We start from the raw sequence: 17,624 nt of genomic DNA, 5'->3' as shown, positions 1-17,624 counted from the left end.
TTGATGTCGCCTGCAATGCCCGCACATGTTGCTGCAATCATTGCAGAGCGCAGCGTTGTTTCCCGCGGAATTGCGACGATATCCAGTGTTTGGTCGAGGGGACAGGATCGGATCCGCGTTGGGGCTGATTTGTTAAAGAGTAGCGCCCCATCGGTTGCCGAACAAAATGGGCGGAATGCCAGGCTCGCAGTGCGACATAAGCCGTGGCCGGTCGGCCCATCATCATCCCGGTTGGTCCAGATCAGGGTCCGGGGGCGCCTCCGCGCCCTTGCCGCCGCCACGGTCGACAAATGCATGCATTGGGCAGGTCTATCCGCTGCGGGTTCCTTATCCCATTTGTAGTGTCAGCGCACAGTCTTCGCAGGCCATTGGGAGCCCAAGAAGCCCTATCGGGACTATGCTGACCGATCATCCGCGCAGTCAACGTGGGCGATCGAAAGCTTTCATTCGCCCGATGAGGCATGCCGGCACCCACAAAATTCGAGCAAGACCCGGCGTGAAGTCGTTCCGCGGAAATGATGAATGATAGTGTATGCTCCATGGAACAACTGCTCGGAAAACCTTCGCAATCAGTCGCATGAGGAGTGACCCATGGCCACACAAACTGAACCACGCGCACCACGGCTTGCCGTGCTGATCGACGCAGACAACACATCGGCCAAGATCGTTGATGGCCTGTTTGAGGAGATAGCCAAGATCGGGGAGGCGAGCGTGCGCCGGATCTATGGCGATTTCGCCAGTCCCCGGTCCCGGGGCTGGACGGAGGTTCTCGCCCGGCATGCGATCATCCCGCAACAGCAGTTTGCCTACACGAGTGGCAAGAACGCCTCCGACATCACCCTGGTCATCGACGCGATGGACCTCCTGCACAGCGGCCGCTTCGATGGCTTCTGCCTGGTCTCGTCCGACAGCGATTTCACCCGGCTCGCATCCCGCATCCGGGAGCAGGGTGTCGATGTCTTCGGTTTCGGCGAGCAGAAGACGCCCGAGAGCTTCCGCCAGGCTTGCCGGAGGTTCACCTACACCGAGAACCTGTTGCCCGAACTGGTATCCGACAACAGCGAGGCAGCGGACGCTTCGAAATCGCTCCAGCCGCCAAGTGCTGCAACGCCGGTGTTGAGAAAGGTCATCACGCAGATGGAAAGTGAAGACGGCTGGGTTCCCCTCGGCGCCCTGGGAACGCAGTTGGCCAACCTTTCGTCCGACTTCGACCCCCGGACCTATGGTTTCCGAAAGCTGAGCGATCTCGTCCGAAAGTCCGGCGGCTTCGAGCTCGACCAGGGAGAGGGCAGAACCTTGCGCGTCCGGATGAAGCCGGCTCGCCGAAAAATGTCCGCGTCTGATTAGCCAATGGCTTACGTGTGGCTGGCAACGGCCGGACGGTGACCTTCTTGGACTCGCGCTGTCGTTAGGGTAGTGTCCTCGTGCAATCGGTATCGGCTGTATATGGCATCGAAAACGACACTCAACGCCAAGAACCTGGAAGCGCTCGGCACCGCACGACTTGCCGAGCTGTTGATCGAGATCAGCACTGGCAGTGCGGCCCATAAGCGACGATTGCGAATGGAGCTTGCAGGCAATCACGGTGGCGCCGAGGTTGCACGCGAAGTCCGGAAACGGCTCGTGAGCATTTCGCGCGCCCGCACTTTCATCAATTGGCGCAAGGTGAAGGCGCTTAAGAAGGATCTTGAGACGCAGCGGAAGGCGATCGTCGAGACGCTTGCAGCCGATGATCCGACGGAAGCCTTCGAACTTATCTGGCAGTTCCTGGCTCTGGGAGATTCGATCTTCGCCCGATCTGATGACGGCAGCGGCTCTCTGATCGAGAGTTTCCATCAGGCCTGCACGGATGCCGGGGTGATTGCCAAGCTGGCCCGTATGAATGCCGATGTCCTGGCCGCCAAGATTTTCTCCGCGTTGCAGGACAATGGTTACGGGCAATATGACCGGCTGATCGCGGCGATGGTGCCGGCGCTCGGCAGGGACGGGTTGGAACAGCTAAAGGCCCTCTTCGAGCAATGGGCGAGGGAGCCATCGGAGAAGCTGGCGGAGCACGACCGGCAGGTCACCGGCTGGAGCAGCAATGGACCGGTCTACGAGGACGAGATCTACGATAATCATCGGGAACTGACCGTCCGCATCGCCTTGCAGGAAATCGCCGATGCCCTTGGTGACGTTGACGCCTATATCGCTCAGCAACCGGAGAACACCCGCAAGGCGCCAATGGTCGCAGCAGATATTGCCAGCCGCCTGCTTGCGGCCGGACGAGCTGATGAGGCTCTCCTGGCGCTGGACAGGGTGGACACGCGGAACCGTTCCGACGTTCCTATCGAATGGCAACTGGCCCGCGTCAAAGTGCTCGAAGCCCTGGAGCGCGGAGAGGAGGCACAGGCCTATCGATGGACATGCTTCGAGCAATCGCTGAATGACCAGCACTTGCGCGACTTCCTGCGCCGTCTGCCGGACTTCGATGACATGGAGGCCGAAGAAAGGGCATACGGCTACGCTCAGACGTTCCCGGATGTCCACCAGGCTCTCGTTTTTTTCCTGCGCTGGCCGTCACTGGAAGAGGCAGCCAAACTCGTCACTGCTCGGCAGGCTGAGCTTGATGGCAACCTCTATGAACTGATGCCGCCGGCGGCCGAAGCCCTGCAGGAGAAGTATCCGCTCACAGCAATCATCCTGTTGCGCTCCATGATCGATTTCACGCTCGAAAGTGCGCGATCCAGCCGCTACAAGCACGCGGCGCGGCATCTTGCTGAATGTGGAGCTCTTGCTCCCCATGTTGATGATCACGGCAACGCCGAGTCCCACGACGCTTACGTGGCAAGGCTCAAATACCAGCACGGCAAGAAACAGGGATTCTGGAAATACCTGGATTAGACAGTCCACCCCGGCAATGAGCCTCTGTCGGTGTCCTCTGACATACGGGACGGGAGGCGCTTGGGTGAAGCCGGTTTGAACGGACCCGTTTGCTCCACATCAAGGTCAGGCTCCGGGCAATACTGCATTTTGATCGCCTACACGGCTGCAGTTGGTGGCATGGAGATGGAAGGCGCTCAGCATTCCGGACCCAGGCATGCGTTTCCGTTTTGGCGTTGCTGCCCTTCTTCGCTTTCATCTTTGCGGTCACGTGGGGCAGATCGGATTTTAAATCGGTCACCCGGAAACAACCGCCGTCCGGTTTGGTGAGATCGGGGGCGCGCATCTGTTTGTCTTCCTGGCGCTGAAACCAAACTTGAGGTTCCCAAGGAGTTCCAAGTTGCGGATCATGAGATGCACAAAGAACGGTATGGCAGGCTCGGCCGACTTACCGAGCGTCGATGGACCGAGTGCGCTGTGGCAAGCGAAGCTGCGGGCGGGTTTGATCGACTGTGAGGCGTGCTGCCGTCGCGAAAGCAAGGGCTTGGCTTGAACCGGAGACCGTGCGACGCCAAAGCAGAAGTCAAATCCGGGCTACTCCTGGGTGCGGTCAGCGGGCTCGAACAGTGGCCCGACCGGTGTTTGACGCAGACCATTGCCGTCGCGCTCGACAAACAGGGCGCTCAGCCGCATCTGACGTGCCAGCTCGACGCCTTCGCTGCTGCCTTTGACCATCAGCACCGTTGCCCAGGCATCGGCCGCCATGCAGGTCTCGGCAAATACGGTGACCGAAGCAGGCGACCGGGCCAGCGGTCCGCCGCGGGAAGGGTCCATGGTGTGGGACAACCGCTTGCCGCCGACGTCAATCCAGTGCCGGTAATCACCCGAGGTGGCGACAGCGGCATCCTCCAGGGCGACGATCGCCATTGCCTTGCGTGCCGAGTAATCAGGGTCCTCGATCGCGATCGACCAGGGCGAGCCATCGGGCTGGAGGCCGATCCCCCGCAATTCTCCATCGATGGACAGCAGCGCGTCGGAGATCTGAAATCGCCTCGCGACATCGGTCAGGCGGTCTACACCGTACCCCTTGGCAATGCCTGACAGGTCCAAAGTGACCGGAGCGCTCTTGCGCACGCGGCGTCCCGACAGGTCTAGCTCCAGGATATCGTGCGCCAGGCGTCTGGGTTCAGACAGGGCGGCCTGAATACGGCCCGGATCCGCAGTCGCAGGGCCAAAGCCCCAGGCCGACACCGCATCGCCGACGCCAATGTCAAAGGCTCCGCCGGAAGCCCGGCCAATCGAAATAGCGGTCTCCAGCACGATCATCAGATGTTCTGGGCACTCGACCCAGACACCGGGCGGCGCGGCATTCAGGCGCATCAGATCGCTGTCGGGCTTCCAGGTGGACATCTGCCGGTCGACCTCGTTCACCGCCGCCGCCATCGCGGCGGCAACCGGGGCCACGTCGAAATCGGCGGGCTTGTGAAACAGCGCGGACCAGCGCGTACCCATGGTCTCGCCATTGAGCGCGTGGCGTGTGAGATCAGTAAACGTCTTCGGCATATCGTCCCTCCGATTTCAGCTTGGCAGGGGTCAGGCCCTGCGGAGCCAGGATGTCGGTCATCGCTTCGGCAACGCCTGCGGCCATGTCGCGGCCACCGCAGACCAGAACCTGTGCGCCATTGGCGATCAGCCGCGCAACCCTGGCCCGGTCGCGGCGCAGGATGTCCTGGACATAGGTGCGCGCTTCCGTCCGGGAGAAGGCTGCGGCAACCGAGGTCAGCCTTCCTTCGGTGTGCCAATCGATGAGCTCGGGGCGATAGAGAAGATCGCTGTCGGGGTGGCGGGCGCCAAACCACAGATGCATCGGCCGGTGCCTTGTGTTCGCCCGCGCGAAGCCGGCCAGCGGACCGATGCCGGTGCCGGCGCCGATCAGGATGACGGGCTTCTTGCCTCGAACCGGCCTGAACCCCGGATTGGGACGGATGAAGGCCTGGATGACCTCTCCCGGCTCCAGCGAGAGAAGCTGTCCGGAACACAGGCCGCCGGGATGCTTGCGGACACAGATTTCCACAAAGCCGTCCTTCACGCCTGAAGCCAGCGAATAGAACCTCGGCACGGGTGATCCTGCGGGCACTATCCCGAGCAGGTCACCCGCCATGAAGCGGGAGACGCCAAGCCCGGTCAGTCGCCGCCAGACGGGTACATGCGGCAGGGCGAAGCGCAGGATTGCCGTCGGGGCCTGCACCTCGGCGCCATGGTCGCGGCGCGAGACCAGCGTGAGTGCGGAGGTCTTCGGCGCCACCGGCTGATGGTCGAGTTCCAGAGGCATGTTCAAGGCCGCACCGAGCAATCGGCCCCAGCGGGCGAAATCCTGCGGCGACTGGCGGTTGACCGTGTCCATTGGCAGAAACGTGGTCCAGCCCTTCGCTTCGGCAGCGCGCTCCACCTGCCTTGCATAACCGCAGAAATCAGGAAAACTGCGGTCGCCAAACCCGAGGATCGCCAGCGGCATGGCCGGGGGCGCGGGCAGGGCGGCAAGGCGGTCGAGAAACCCCTTCGCCGAGGCGGGCGCCACGCCATCGCCGTAGGTTGAGGCGAGGACGATGATGCGGGCCACCTGCGTGTAGCGATCGGGCGCGAATGCCGACATGGGGGCCGCATGAACCTTCTGACCCGCGGCAGTCAGGGCTGCTTGGAGTGTAGCGGCAAAGCCCCAGACATTGCCGCCTTCGCTGCCCACGAGCAGCACCGTATCGGCCTGGCCAGCAGTAGCGTTTCCGCGCAGCCTTGGCCGGGCGCGGCGTCCGGCCACCCAGACGATTATGCCTGTCACCGCCATCAACGGCACGCCGAGCGCCATCAATCCGAGCAGAAGGCCGAGTGTCGCGGCACCCTGGCCGGTGTGCAGCATGTAGATGGTTTCCGATACCTGGTCCCACAGGCCAGGCTCGGTCCAGGCAAGCAGAGTGCCGGTTCCCTGGTCGATGTAGCCCTGTCCCGCATCGGTTTTCAGCGTATAGACGTCGGTCGGATCGTCCGGATAGGGGAAAGTCAGTTCCCGCAGCGCCGACAGCGGCGTGGTGCGCAGGGCCTGAATGTCCGTGACCGCAAAACCGCTCACACCACTGACCGTATCGGGAACCGGCGGGGTCACATTGCCTTCCGGCAGATACCCGAATGTCGATGCCGTCATCCACAGGGCGGTCACCGAAGACAGCAGCAGCCCTGCGACGGAGAGCCGGGCGATCTCCACATGCAACCGGCCGGACAGGGGGCCTTTCAGGGGGGCGAATATCCGGCGCCAACCGCCGGTACGCCGGACAACGAGTGCCGTTCCGGAAAGGGCCAGGACCAGCATGGCGCCGGCTCCGATGGCCGCAACAATCCGTCCTGTGTCATCGAGAAAGAGCGACCGATGCAGGTTTTTCATCCAGCGTTCGACGGCCGATGCGTCGGCAGAACCGGCATCGAGGCCGGTCGTGGGGTCGACAACGGCAGCTCCCGGCGTACCATTGTCAAACCAGTAGGCGGTGATCCGCCCCGATGGCGCACGCTTGATCTGCTCGACACCGGGATGGGTGGCGACAACCCGGGCTGTCAGGTCAGCGACGGTGAGTCCGGCCTCCGTCTGCGCAGGCGCCGTCACCGTCTCGAGTGCCGGAAAGACCGACAGGACGGCGCCCGACAGGCTGAGAACAAGAAGAAGCGCGGCGGCGACGAGGCCTGGCCATCTGTGCAGGGAGCGGATCATCGTGGTTGCACTCACATCTTGTAGGCGAAGGAAGCGATATAGCGGCGGCCTTGTGTTGCCTTGCCGGCGCCAGCGGTTGTGAGCGGGACGACCACTTCGGACGGGCTGTCGCGCATGTCCTCCACGGCGGCATCGACATGCACCTGGTAGCCGGCGTCAAACAGCGCGTCGGCGAGGTTGAGGGTGATCGAGAGTTTGCGGCCCGAGCCGACACTGGCGCCGGTGATTCCGTTGATCTCGGACAGGCTTCCGCCGGTGGCGCGCTGCCAGTCACTCAGATGCTTGTAGTATTTCGACTTGCTGCCGGCCATCCAGAGGCTGCCCTTGTAGACGCCCTTGGCGTCGGTCACGTAGATCGCCAGGTAGGCGCCGTTGCCGCCATAGTTCTTCAGCGTCGTGTCGATGGTCACCGGCCGTGCCCAGGCGGTGGCGGGAAGTGTCAGCGCGGTGGTGATGGCAAGCGCGGCCAGGATCGATTTCATACTGTTTCTCCACGAGTTGATCTGATGAAGCTTCAATCGGCCGTGCGCCTGATGCCTTCCTTAACAAGCTCGTGATTTCGCTTCAGCTTGCCGTCAGGTTTGGCCGGGCCGCCGACCGATGGTCGGAACGAAGCAGCCCCGCCATCGGCAAACGATGGCGGGGCTGAGGAGAGGCAAGCGCGAGGGTCGGGTCAGTTCACCTGAACCTGCGATGCCGCGCCGGTATCGAAGAGACCGTTGTTGGGGGGCGAGACGGAGCCGGCGGGAGCAGGATTTGCGCTTGCCCGGCCGCGATGATCGTCGTCATCTTCATCATCGTCGTCGTCATCATCCGAACGATATCGGGCCTTTGACCGGTGATCATCGTCGTCATTGCTGGCGAGCAGATAGCCATGTTCGTTGGGCGAGGCGTTATCCATCGCTGTCAACTGGCCGGAATCGCCGGTGCGGCCGGAGTGGACCGCGCCGACTGCCGGGATCGCGAGGAGTGCGGCAAGCGCGGTGGTTGCGGTCAGAATGGCAAGGGTTGTCTTCATGGGTGTCTCCTGTGGTTTGATCGACACCCGGAACCTCGTCCCTGGGCCTTATCGTTTCCTGACGCCCGGAGACTTTCTGCTTCAGCTTGGCGTCAGGAACAAAACTGCAGACCAAGGAGTGCGGCGCAACAGCGTCGGCACTCCTCAAGGCCTCAATCGTCATATTCGATTTCAATGACTTCCAACGTCTGCGGATTGACCTTGATCTCGACCTTCCGCCCTGATGCGTCGCGGCCCTTGATCTGGTAGCAGCCGTCATCAATCTTGATCCTGCGGACGGTCACGCCCTGTTCCGCTGCCACGCGCTGAACCGCTTCGCGCGGCTGCCATTGCGCCATAGGCACGGCGCAATCATCGTCCTCGGCGCGTGCCAGGCCGGTGGCGCCAAGCGACGTGAAAAGAAACAGAATGGCCAGTGACTTTCTCATACTCCATACTCCCTGTAGTAGAATCTTGAAGGCTCATCTGCGCCCCGAAGCTGACGGCGGGCTGAACATGGACACCGTGGTGCTTCAGTTTGCCGTCAGTTGGCAATGCGAGACAGTGCACGAACAACATGGGCGAACAGCATGCGCATACTCCTGATTGAAGACGACACGGTTCTGGGCTCCGCCGTGCGGGACCAGATTGCCGCCGACGGCCATTCGCTCGATTGGGTCAAGCGGCTTGACGAGGCGAGCGACGCCGTCGCGGTTGCAGCCTACGATCTGGTGCTGCTCGACCTGATGCTTCCGGACGGGCGCGGCATTCCCTTTCTCAGGACCTTTCGCTCCAAGGGCGATGTGACGCCCGTCATCATTCTGACAGCGCTTGATCAGGTTTCCGACCGGATCGAGGGATTGAACGCCGGCGCGGATGACTATCTGGTCAAGCCGTTTGACCTTGCGGAACTGTCCGCGCGCATCGGATCCGTCGCCCGGCGCTACAGCGGCAATCCGAATCCCATCATCAGGCTCGGGGACCTCGAGATAGATCTTGCCGCCCGCAGCGTGCGCAAGACCGGCCGCGCGGTGCCGCTGACGGCGCGCGAATGGGTGCTCTTCGAGGCCTTCGTTCAGCGTCCGGGGCAGCTGCTTTCCAAGGCGCAGCTTGAAGAGCGGCTCTATTCCTTCGACACCGAGATCGACAGCAACGCGATCGAGGTGCATGTGAGCCGCCTGCGCAAGAAGCTCGGCCATTCCGTGATCGAGACGGAGCGGGGCCTCGGCTACCGGCTGGGGACCACATGAGGGCGCCCCGTTCGCTTCAGGCAAGGCTGGCGATCCTCATCGGGCTCGGCGTGACACTGCTCTGGATCATAACAGCGACAGTGACTGCGACGCTGCTGCGCCATGAAATGGACGAGGTGTTCGATTCCGCGTTGCAGGAAACGGCTCAAAGGCTGCTGCCGCTTGCGGTTGTCGACATTATAGACCGCGAGGAAGAAGGACTTTCGCAGCGGATAGCCAACCTGAAGGAGCACTCGGAGTTCCTGACCTACATCGTTCGCGATGCACAGGGACGCGTGCTCATCAGTTCCCATGCCGCCGACCCCTCGATCTTTCCGCCTTACGATGGCGTCGGGTTCCGGCAATCTGCCACCCACAGGTTCTATTACGAGGCAGCGCTGCAGGAAAGCCTTACCATTGCCGTGGCCGAGCCGCTTGAGCACCGGGCGTCGATGGCGCGCGAGATGCAGTTGGGCCTCGGGCTGCCGTTGCTGGTCGTCATACCGCTCTGCCTGGTCGCAATCTTCGGCGCCGTTCGCTTGAGCTTCCGACCGGTCAGGCAGCTCCGAAACGCGCTGGCGAGTCGCGGCGCGCACGATCTGTCGCCAACATCCGATCTTGACCTGCCCAGCGAGCTTGCGCCCATCGCCGTGGCAACCAACGATCTGCTTGCACGGCTGAACGCCGCCTTTGAGGCGGAACGCAGCCTGGCTGCCAACGCGGCCCACGAACTGCGCACGCCCGTGGCCGGCGCCATTGCCCAGGCGCAACGCCTGCAAAGCGAAACATCCGACCCCGTCGCGGCCAAACGCGCGGCCGACATCGAGACAACGCTGAAACGCCTGACGCGTCTGTCGGAGAAGCTGATCCAGCTTGCCCGTGCCGAAGGGGGACGGCTCAGGACAGGGAAACCTGCAGACCTGGGTCTTGTGCTGCGCCTGGTCGTTTCCGACTTCGAACGGACCACATGGGGGAGCCAGATCGACTTCCTTCCACCAGACCATCCGGTGATGTCCGATATTGATCCAGATGCCTTCGGCATCGTGTGCCGCAACCTGATCGAGAACGCCCTCAAGCACGGCGCACCCGGATCGCCCGTCAGGATCAGGCTTTCGGCATCGGGACGCCTGTCCGTCGAAAACGACAGCCCGGTGATCGAGTCGGAAATCCTCGCCCGCCTGACCCGCCGGTTTGAACGTGGATCCGGGTCCGCCGAGGGAAGCGGGCTGGGACTGGCCATTGTCCGCACCATTGCTGAGCGCGCGGACTGCAAGTTCGAACTTGTCTCGCCGATTGCCGGCCAGACGCGGGGCATGGAGGCTGCCGTCGTCGTTCCGACGATGAGTTTGCAACGATAGATGACGCAGCGGACCGTTCTGCGCCTAGAAGGTGCTTGTCCGCTGTGCCTTTCCAAGGCCGGGGCTTGCCGGCCATACTGAAGCCCGGTCTTGTCACGCCACTTTGGGTCAAAGCCGTTGCAGGTCAGCGGGTTTCAATGATTTCAAGGGGATGAAGTGGTGGGCGATGAGAGACTCGAACTCCCGACATCCTCGGTGTAAACGAGGCGCTCTACCAACTGAGCTAATCGCCCCCAGATTGGTGGCGCATGCTTTAGGGCGTTCGCGCCGGTTCCGCAAGAAAAAAACTTCGACAGCATCCATCAAATCGTGAAGGAAGCCCGCAACAGCTGACCTTCCGGGGGCGCGTTTCCGGCAAGTTTGAATTTTGTCGTTTTTCCTTCGCAATCGACGCTTGACACCTTTGAGCGAACCCCGTAATTCACCGCTCACGGAACGGCGGCCACCGCTTGTTCCGAGTGAAAAATGCGCGGGTGTAGCTCAGTTGGTTAGAGTGCCGGCCTGTCACGCCGGAGGTCGCGGGTTCGAGCCCCGTCACTCGCGCCATTTTTCAAACGGAAGCTGATCTGCTTCCACCTTGTGCCCCAGGGGCACCGATTTCCCAAGAGCTTCCCAAAGAACTTCAACGCCAAAGACCTTCGACGATTGTCGGCCTTTGTCGCAATTGAGCTTTCATGGCTGTTCGGGTGCGCCCGCAGGCGCGTTCCGGGTGACGAGCGGCATCACCGGGCGGTGCTCCGCGGCCGATCCGCCCGAAACAGGCCGGCTGCAGCCGATGCCCCGGGTGCGGCTTGCGGGTGGGTTTTCCGCAGCAGCGGACCGCTGCCGGAGTGATTCTCCTTTTTCAGCCCCGGCGGCAGTGGCAAAACTGTGAATTGCCGAAAATTTTTGCGTGCTATCACCGGCGCGGCGAAACATTGGGTGGTGAAACCTCACACTATCTGATCAAATGCTTCGTGTGCTCTTGCGCCGCTTGGCGGGCTGCGCTAACCACGCCGCGTTGCAACATGATCAGCCGCACAGGTGAGGGGCCGGCTCCAGACCTTCGGGTAAGGCAGGGGCTTCGACTGTGACGGATACAGGAACGGACGTCATGACGGAACTTCTGGGCGCTTATGTGCCAATTGCCATCTTCATCGGTCTGGCTTTGGTTATCGGTCTGGCTTTGCTGATCGCGCCATTCGCGATCGCCTACAAGAATCCCGATCCGGAAAAGCTCTCGGCCTACGAGTGCGGCTTCAACGCATTCGATGACGCGCGCATGAAATTCGACGTGCGGTTCTATCTGGTTTCGATCCTGTTCATCATCTTCGACCTCGAGGTAGCCTTCCTGTTTCCCTGGGCCGTGTCGTTCGGCGACATCGGCTGGATGGGTTTCTGGTCGATGATGGCGTTTCTCGGCGTGCTGACCGTCGGCTTTGTATACGAATGGAAAAAGGGAGCGCTCGAATGGGAGTGAGCAACGCACCATTGGTGGCGCCTGCGCCCAAGGGAATCATCGATCCCAACACCGGCAAGCCGGTTGGCAGCGACGACGCGTTTTTCGGCGAGATCAACAACGAGCTGGCCGACAAGGGTTTTCTGGTCACGTCCACGGACGAGTTGATCAACTGGTCGCGCACCGGTTCGCTGATGTGGATGACTTTCGGTCTTGCCTGCTGCGCCGTTGAGATGATGCAGATGTCGATGCCGCGCTATGACGCCGAGCGATTCGGCTTCGCGCCGCGGGCTTCACCGCGTCAGTCGGACGTGATGATCGTTGCCGGCACGCTGACCAACAAGATGGCGCCGGCGCTGCGCAAGGTCTACGACCAGATGCCCGAGCCGCGCTACGTCATCTCGATGGGCTCGTGCGCCAATGGCGGCGGCTACTATCATTATTCCTACTCGGTGGTGCGCGGCTGCGACCGCGTGGTGCCGGTGGATATCTATGTTCCCGGCTGCCCGCCCACGGCCGAGGCGTTGTTGTACGGGGTTCTGCTTCTGCAGAAGAAGATCCGCCGCACCGGCACGATCGAGCGATAGGAGAGCGGAACATGAGCCAAGTCCTCAAGGACCTTTCCGACTATCTCTTGGAAACCAAAGGCGATCTCATCGACCGCGCCGAGCTTGCCTATGACGAGCTGACGCTGATTTCCGTGCCGGGCAGCCTGATCGAATTGATGACGTTTCTGCGCGACGACGCGCAGTGCCAGTTTGTCAGCTTTATCGATATCTGCGGCGTTGACTGGCCGGGCCGGCCGGAGCGCTTCGATGTCGTCTACCACCTGCTGTCGCCGCGCCAGAATGTCCGCATCCGGGTCAAGATCATGACGTCGGAGGACGCGCCGGTTCCCTCGCTGACGCCGGTTTTTCCGGGTGCCGACTGGTTCGAGCGCGAAGCCTATGATCTCTACGGCATCCTGTTCACCGGCCATCCCGACCTGCGCCGCATCCTCACCGACTACGGTTTCGAAGGCCATCCGCTCAGGAAGGACTTCCCGCTGACCGGCTTCGTCGAGGTCCGTTACGACGACGAAGTCAAGCGGGTGGTCTACGAGCCGGTGGAGCTGAGGCAGGAATTCCGCAATTTCGATTTTCTCTCCCCCTGGGAAGGCACCGACTACGTGCTGCCGGGCGATGAAAAAGCGAAAGCGTGAGGGCGGGTACCATGAACGAACACAACGTCCGTAACTTCAACATCAACTTCGGTCCGCAGCACCCGGCGGCGCACGGCGTTCTCAGGCTGGTGCTGGAGCTCGACGGCGAGATCGTCGAGCGGGTCGACCCGCATATCGGGCTTCTGCACCGCGGCACCGAGAAGCTGATCGAGGCCAAGACCTATCTGCAGGCCATTCCCTATTTCGACCGTCTCGACTACGTCGCGCCGATGAACCAGGAGCATGCCTTTGCGCTGGCCGTGGAAAAGCTTGCCGGCGTGACGGTGCCCAAGCGCGGACAGCTGATCCGGGTGCTCTATTCGGAAATCGGCCGCATCCTGTCGCATCTTTTGAACATCACGACCCAGGCGCTCGACGTCGGCGCGCTGACGCCGCCGCTGTGGGGCTTCGAAGAGCGCGAAAAGCTGATGGTGTTTTACGAGCGTGCCTGCGGCGCGCGGTTGCACGCGGCCTATTTCCGTCCCGGCGGCGTGCATCAGGACCTGCCGCACGAGCTGGTCGAGGATATCGGCAAATGGTGCGATCCGTTCCTGCAGACCTGCGACGACATCGAAGGGCTTCTCACCGACAACCGCATCTTCAAGCAGCGCAATGTCGATATCGCCATCGTCAAGCTCGATGATGCCTGGGCGTGGGGTTTCTCGGGCGTCATGGTGCGGGGCTCGGGTGCGGCCTGGGATCTGCGCCGGTCGCAGCCCTACGAGTGCTATTCGGAGCTCGATTTCGACATTCCGATCGGCAAGAACGGCGACTGCTACGACCGTTACCTGATCCGCATGCGGGAAATGCGCGAATCTGTGAAGATCATGAAGCAGTGCGTCGAGCAGTTGCTCGGCAAGGAAAAGACCGGACCGGTCTCCTCCACCGATGGCAAGATCGTGCCGCCGAAGCGGGGCGAGATGAAGCGGTCGATGGAAGCGCTGATCCATCATTTCAAGCTCTATACCGAAGGCTACCGGGTGCCGGAAGGCGCGGTTTACGCGGCCGTCGAGGCGCCGAAGGGCGAGTTCGGCGTCTACCTGGTGTCGGATGGTTCGAACAAGCCCTACCGCTGCAAGATCCGGGCTCCGGGATATGCGCATCTGCAGGCCATGGATTTCGTCTGTCGCGGCCACCAGCTGGCCGACGTGTCGGCGGCTCTCGGCTCGCTCGATATCGTGTTCGGGGAGGTCGACCGATGAAAGCCGCGTCAAACCTTTGTATCCATGACCAGGTCGCCGCTCGGCGAAATCCAACAGGCCGGAAATAAGACAGAAGAGTTCATCATGTCCGTTCGTCGACTTGCCGAAGAGAGTGTCCAGCCAGCGGAATTCGCCTTCAACCGCGAATTTGCCGCGCAGGCGAAGGTCTGGATCAAGAAGTACCCGAAGGAGCGGGCTCAGTCGGCGGTGATCCCGCTGCTGATGCTGGCCCAGGAGCAGGACGGCTGGGTGACCAAGCGGGCGATCGAGACCATCGCCGACATGCTGGGCATGCCCTATATCCGGGCGCTCGAAGTGGCGACGTTCTACACCCAGTTCCAGCTGAAACCGGTCGGCACGCGCGCCCATGTCCAGGTCTGCGGCACCACGCCGTGCATGCTGCGCGGCTCGGAAGCGCTGATGGATGTGTGCCGCAGCAAGATCCATCCCGAACCCTTCCACCTCAACGACAGCGGAACGCTGTCCTGGGAGGAAGTCGAGTGCCAGGGCGCCTGCGTCAACGCGCCGATGGTGATGATCTTCAAGGATTCATTCGAGGACCTGACGCCCGAGCGTCTGGCCTACATCATCGACCGGTTCGAAGCCGGACGGCCCGGTGATGTTACCCCGGGCCCACAAATCGACCGGATCTATTCGGGTCCGGCAGGCGGGCTGACGACGCTGAAGCAGGAAATCAAGCCGGGAGCCAAGAACGGTGCGAAGGCCACCGCCAAGGCCAAGTCGCCGGCTGCGACCAAGGCGGGCCGCCCGAAATCACCCGCCACCGAAACCGAGAGCAAGTCGCCGGCCAAGGCGAAAGCCAATGTGAAGGCCGATGCGAAGACGGCAGCCTCGGCGACGGAAGCGCCAAAGATGAGTTCCGCGCGCAAGGATTCTGCAACGGCCAAGGCCGCGGCAAAGCCGGCCCCGGTTGCCGCTGCGGCATCGGTGGACGACAAGAACCGTCCGGCCGGAATCGCAAAGCCTGCGCAGGTCGATGACCTGAAGATGATCTCGGGCGTCGGGCCGAAGATCGAGGGCATCCTGCATTCGCTCGGCATCTACACGTTCGCGCAAGTCGCATCGTGGAAGCAGGCGGAACGGGACTGGGTCGACGGGTATCTGAAATTCAAGGGCCGCATCGAGCGCGAGGACTGGCTCAAGCAGGCCAAGGCGCTGGCCAAGGGTGGCGAGGCCGAGTACATCAAGGTCTTCGGCAAGAAGCCGCGATAGAGGTGAATGATGTTAGCTGACAAAGACCGGATCTTTACCAATATCTACGGCGTTTACGACAAGTCGCTGAAGGGCGCGATGGCGCGCGGCCACTGGGACGGCACCAAGCAGATCCTGGAAAAGGGCCGCGACTGGATCATCAACGAGATGAAGGCCTCGGGCCTGCGCGGCCGCGGCGGGGCAGGGTTCCCGACCGGGCTGAAATGGTCGTTCATGCCCAAGGAAAGCGACGGGCGTCCGCACTATCTCGTCATCAATGCGGACGAATCCGAGCCCGGGACCTGCAAGGACCGCGACATCATGCGCCACGATCCGCACACGCTGATCGAAGGCTGCGTGATCGCCGGGTTCTCGATGGGCGCGCATGCCACCTACATCTATGTCCGCGGCGAATACATGCGCGAACGCGAAGCGCTGCAGGCGGCGATCGACGAGTGCTATGACGCCGGGCTTCTGGGCAAGAATTCCAAGCTCGGCTACGACATGGATGTCTATGTGCACCATGGCGCCGGCGCCTATATCTGCGGCGAGGAAACAGCGCTGCTCGAAAGCCTCGAAGGCAAGAAGGGCCAGCCGCGGCTGAAACCGCCGTTCCCGGCCAACATGGGTCTCTACGGTTGCCCGACCACGGTCAACAATGTCGAGTCCATTGCCGTTGCGCCGACCATCCTGCGCCGTGGCGGCGCCTGGTTCGCCGGCATCGGCCGGCCCAACAACACCGGCACCAAGCTGTTCTGCGTCTCCGGTCACGTCAACACGCCGTGCACCGTGGAAGAGGCGATGTCGATCCCGTTCCGCGAACTGATCGAGACCCATTGCGGCGGCATTCGCGGCGGCTGGGACAACCTTCTGGCGGTGATTCCGGGCGGATCCTCGGTGCCGATGGTGCCGGGCGCCGACATCATCGACACGCCGATGGATTTCGACAGCCTGCGCGATCTGAAGTCGGGCCTCGGCACGGCCGCCGTGATCGTCATGGACAAGTCGACCGACGTGGTCAAAGCCATCTGGCGGCTCTCGGCCTTCTACAAGCACGAGAGCTGCGGCCAGTGCACGCCGTGCCGCGAGGGCACCGGCTGGATGATGCGGGTGATGGACCGGATGGTCAAAGGCAATGCGCAGAAGCGCGAGATCGACATGCTGTTCGACGTCACCAAGCAGATCGAAGGCCACACCATCTGCGCGCTCGGCGACGCGGCTGCGTGGCCGATCCAGGGCCTGATCCGGCACTTCCGCCCCGAGATGGAAGCGCGGATCGATCAGTACACGCGCAATGCCGTGCAAAGCCGCAATACGCGGCTGGAAGCGGCGGAATAAGAGGCCCGTTACATCGGGCCCGGGAAGACCAGGAAACGTCACAAGGGACAAGAGCCAACAGACGACTAAGGAGAGACTGATGTCGATGTTTTCTTTTCCCACAGACATGAACATGAGCGAGATGATGAAACCGGCAAGCGCCATGACTGACTGGACCAAAGCGGCAGACTTCCCTGTCTCGCCGCTGATGGTCTATCCGTTGGGCGCGGCCGCTGCGGCGACGGCAATCGGTTTCGGCATCGCCGGGCAGATGACCGGCATGATGATGGGTGCGGTGCAGGCGGCCATGCAGAGCCAGGGTGCGCTGCTCGGCGCCAAGCCGGATCTCAGCTGGATCGTGCCGACGCTGGCCGAGGACCTGGCGCCCGAAGAGGACGAAGCCGAGGTGGCAGAGGCTGCCCGGCCCGACGTCCGGGCCGCGAGCGCAGACGTCGTCGCATTGAAGCCGGCTGCGCAGCCTGCGCCGGCGGAAGCTAAGGCGAAGGCGGCCCCTGCAAAGTCCGCGAAACCGAAGGTTGTCAAGGCAAAGGCCGAAAAGGCCGCTGTCCCGGCCAAGGTCAAGACCGTTGCCGCGGTCGAGAAGCTGAAGTCGGATGCCGAGGTTGCCGCAGCGGTGGCAAGCGAAACGGCAACCGTTGCCGAAGCTGCTCCGAAGACAGAAGCCGCAGCGATGCTGCAGCCCGAGGACTTTCGCCGCCCGGCGGAAATCGAGAAGCCGGAAAATCCGGACGATCTCAAGTTGATTTCCGGCGTCGGCCCGAAGCTCGAGCAGGTGCTGAACGGGCTCGGGGTCTGGACATTCGCGCAGATCGCGGCATGGCAGCCGGAAGAGGCGGCCTGGGTCGACGATTACCTCCAGTTCAGCGGCAGGATCGGCCGGGACAACTGGATTGATCAGGCCGGCGCACTGGCAAAGGGCGGGGCAACCGCCGAGTAGACATGACAAAGCCGGGCGGTCTGACCGCCGCCCGGCGACACACATTCAGGTCCCGGTGAGGGATGGTACGCGGTCGCTGGGACCGTTCGCAAAGGT

General features: G+C 62.4%; 16 protein-coding genes and 2 tRNA genes. 12 read left to right on the top strand and 6 right to left on the bottom strand.

Going from position 1 to position 17,624, the window contains the following annotated elements:
* The first annotated feature begins 591 nt into the window (after positions 1-591).
* Both O4H62_RS07125 and O4H62_RS07120 read left to right on the top strand, forming a co-directional pair.
* Complete coding sequence (locus O4H62_RS07125) at positions 592-1,347, top strand: NYN domain-containing protein (protein WP_269386605.1); 756 nt, start codon at positions 592-594, stop codon at positions 1,345-1,347.
* Between the two features lie 99 nt (positions 1,348-1,446).
* Positions 1,447-2,883, top strand: a complete 1,437-nt coding sequence (locus O4H62_RS07120; RefSeq protein WP_269386604.1) for a DUF6880 family protein — start codon at positions 1,447-1,449, stop codon at positions 2,881-2,883.
* A gap of 573 nt (positions 2,884-3,456) precedes the next feature.
* Here O4H62_RS07120 and O4H62_RS07115 read toward each other — a convergent pair.
* The 5 genes from O4H62_RS07115 to O4H62_RS07095 all read right to left on the bottom strand — a co-directional run bounded on the left by O4H62_RS07115 (position 3,457) and on the right by O4H62_RS07095 (position 8,062).
* Entirely contained in the window at positions 3,457-4,425 is a 969-nt protein-coding gene (locus O4H62_RS07115) for an FAD:protein FMN transferase (RefSeq protein ID WP_269386601.1), read from the bottom strand.
* A complete protein-coding gene (locus tag O4H62_RS07110; protein ID WP_269386600.1) occupies positions 4,406-6,616 on the bottom strand; it encodes a PepSY domain-containing protein in 2,211 nt (736 codons plus the stop codon). The genes O4H62_RS07115 and O4H62_RS07110 overlap by 20 nt, the downstream gene beginning before the upstream one ends.
* A gap of 11 nt (positions 6,617-6,627) precedes the next feature.
* Positions 6,628-7,098: a DUF2271 domain-containing protein gene (locus tag O4H62_RS07105; RefSeq protein WP_269386598.1), complete on the bottom strand. Its 471-nt coding sequence runs from the start codon at positions 7,096-7,098 to the stop codon at positions 6,628-6,630.
* Positions 7,099-7,289: 191 nt separating this feature from the next.
* A complete protein-coding gene (locus tag O4H62_RS07100) occupies positions 7,290-7,634 on the bottom strand; it encodes a hypothetical protein (protein ID WP_269386596.1) in 345 nt (114 codons plus the stop codon).
* A 152-nt stretch (positions 7,635-7,786) separates the two neighbouring features.
* The gene (locus tag O4H62_RS07095) at positions 7,787-8,062 is read right to left on the bottom strand and encodes a PepSY domain-containing protein (RefSeq protein ID WP_269386595.1); all 276 of its coding nucleotides are present in this window, start codon (positions 8,060-8,062) and stop codon (positions 7,787-7,789) included.
* Positions 8,063-8,203: 141 nt separating this feature from the next.
* Between O4H62_RS07095 and O4H62_RS07090 the strand changes: the two genes are divergently transcribed.
* Complete coding sequence (locus O4H62_RS07090) at positions 8,204-8,863, top strand: response regulator transcription factor (protein WP_269386593.1); 660 nt, start codon at positions 8,204-8,206, stop codon at positions 8,861-8,863.
* The gene (locus O4H62_RS07085; RefSeq protein WP_269386591.1) at positions 8,860-10,200 is read left to right on the top strand and encodes an ATP-binding protein; all 1,341 of its coding nucleotides are present in this window, start codon (positions 8,860-8,862) and stop codon (positions 10,198-10,200) included. Before O4H62_RS07090 ends, O4H62_RS07085 begins: the two co-directional genes overlap by 4 nt.
* Positions 10,201-10,357: 157 nt before the next feature.
* Here the strand turns inward: O4H62_RS07085 and O4H62_RS07080 are convergent.
* Positions 10,358-10,433 (bottom strand) — tRNA-Val (locus tag O4H62_RS07080).
* A 236-nt stretch (positions 10,434-10,669) separates the two neighbouring features.
* Here O4H62_RS07080 and O4H62_RS07075 point away from each other — a divergent pair.
* The 8 genes from O4H62_RS07075 (at position 10,670) to O4H62_RS07040 (ending at position 17,528) form a co-directional block, all read left to right on the top strand.
* Positions 10,670-10,746: transfer RNA gene (locus tag O4H62_RS07075), tRNA-Asp, on the top strand.
* Positions 10,747-11,293: 547 nt separating this feature from the next.
* Positions 11,294-11,659: an NADH-quinone oxidoreductase subunit A gene (locus O4H62_RS07070; protein ID WP_269386589.1), complete on the top strand. Its 366-nt coding sequence runs from the start codon at positions 11,294-11,296 to the stop codon at positions 11,657-11,659.
* Positions 11,650-12,225 (top strand): NuoB/complex I 20 kDa subunit family protein, encoded by a 576-nt coding sequence (locus O4H62_RS07065; protein ID WP_152008498.1) that lies wholly within the window; start codon positions 11,650-11,652, stop codon positions 12,223-12,225. The genes O4H62_RS07070 and O4H62_RS07065 overlap by 10 nt, the downstream gene beginning before the upstream one ends.
* 11 nt (positions 12,226-12,236) lie before the next feature.
* Complete coding sequence (locus O4H62_RS07060) at positions 12,237-12,839, top strand: NADH-quinone oxidoreductase subunit C (protein ID WP_269386586.1); 603 nt, start codon at positions 12,237-12,239, stop codon at positions 12,837-12,839.
* Between the two features lie 11 nt (positions 12,840-12,850).
* Entirely contained in the window at positions 12,851-14,041 is a 1,191-nt protein-coding gene (locus O4H62_RS07055) for an NADH-quinone oxidoreductase subunit D (RefSeq protein WP_269386584.1), read from the top strand.
* 84 nt (positions 14,042-14,125) lie between these two features.
* Positions 14,126-15,274 (top strand): NADH-quinone oxidoreductase subunit E, encoded by a 1,149-nt coding sequence (locus tag O4H62_RS07050; RefSeq protein WP_269386583.1) that lies wholly within the window; start codon positions 14,126-14,128, stop codon positions 15,272-15,274.
* A gap of 9 nt (positions 15,275-15,283) precedes the next feature.
* A complete protein-coding gene (gene nuoF, locus O4H62_RS07045) occupies positions 15,284-16,591 on the top strand; it encodes an NADH-quinone oxidoreductase subunit NuoF (RefSeq protein ID WP_269387550.1) in 1,308 nt (435 codons plus the stop codon).
* A gap of 79 nt (positions 16,592-16,670) precedes the next feature.
* A complete protein-coding gene (locus O4H62_RS07040) occupies positions 16,671-17,528 on the top strand; it encodes a hypothetical protein (protein WP_269386581.1) in 858 nt (285 codons plus the stop codon).
* The last annotated feature ends 96 nt before the right edge of the window (positions 17,529-17,624 follow it).

This window comes from Parahoeflea alexandrii (assembly GCF_027214025.1).
GTDB classification, from domain to species: Bacteria; Pseudomonadota; Alphaproteobacteria; order Rhizobiales; family Rhizobiaceae; genus Hoeflea; species Hoeflea alexandrii_A.
This window is presented reverse-complemented; position numbering and strand designations above follow the sequence as displayed.

Excerpts from the sequence above, each read along its gene's own strand:
- O4H62_RS07125 (WP_269386605.1), top strand. The coding sequence starts at position 592 with ATGGCCACACAAACTGAACCACGCGCACCACGGCTTGCCGTGCTGATC.
- O4H62_RS07105 (WP_269386598.1), bottom strand. The coding sequence starts at position 7,098 with ATGAAATCGATCCTGGCCGCGCTTGCCATCACCACCGCGCTGACACTT.
- O4H62_RS07060 (WP_269386586.1), top strand. The coding sequence starts at position 12,237 with ATGAGCCAAGTCCTCAAGGACCTTTCCGACTATCTCTTGGAAACCAAA.
- O4H62_RS07040 (WP_269386581.1), top strand. The coding sequence starts at position 16,671 with ATGTCGATGTTTTCTTTTCCCACAGACATGAACATGAGCGAGATGATG.
- O4H62_RS07050 (WP_269386583.1), top strand. The coding sequence starts at position 14,126 with ATGTCCGTTCGTCGACTTGCCGAAGAGAGTGTCCAGCCAGCGGAATTC.
- O4H62_RS07120 (WP_269386604.1), top strand. The coding sequence starts at position 1,447 with ATGGCATCGAAAACGACACTCAACGCCAAGAACCTGGAAGCGCTCGGC.
- O4H62_RS07090 (WP_269386593.1), top strand. The coding sequence starts at position 8,204 with ATGCGCATACTCCTGATTGAAGACGACACGGTTCTGGGCTCCGCCGTG.
- O4H62_RS07055 (WP_269386584.1), top strand. The coding sequence starts at position 12,851 with ATGAACGAACACAACGTCCGTAACTTCAACATCAACTTCGGTCCGCAG.
- nuoF (WP_269387550.1), top strand. The coding sequence starts at position 15,284 with ATGTTAGCTGACAAAGACCGGATCTTTACCAATATCTACGGCGTTTAC.
- O4H62_RS07110 (WP_269386600.1), bottom strand. The coding sequence starts at position 6,616 with ATGATCCGCTCCCTGCACAGATGGCCAGGCCTCGTCGCCGCCGCGCTT.
- O4H62_RS07070 (WP_269386589.1), top strand. The coding sequence starts at position 11,294 with ATGACGGAACTTCTGGGCGCTTATGTGCCAATTGCCATCTTCATCGGT.
- O4H62_RS07095 (WP_269386595.1), bottom strand. The coding sequence starts at position 8,062 with ATGAGAAAGTCACTGGCCATTCTGTTTCTTTTCACGTCGCTTGGCGCC.
- O4H62_RS07085 (WP_269386591.1), top strand. The coding sequence starts at position 8,860 with ATGAGGGCGCCCCGTTCGCTTCAGGCAAGGCTGGCGATCCTCATCGGG.
- O4H62_RS07065 (WP_152008498.1), top strand. The coding sequence starts at position 11,650 with ATGGGAGTGAGCAACGCACCATTGGTGGCGCCTGCGCCCAAGGGAATC.
- O4H62_RS07100 (WP_269386596.1), bottom strand. The coding sequence starts at position 7,634 with ATGAAGACAACCCTTGCCATTCTGACCGCAACCACCGCGCTTGCCGCA.
- O4H62_RS07115 (WP_269386601.1), bottom strand. The coding sequence starts at position 4,425 with ATGCCGAAGACGTTTACTGATCTCACACGCCACGCGCTCAATGGCGAG.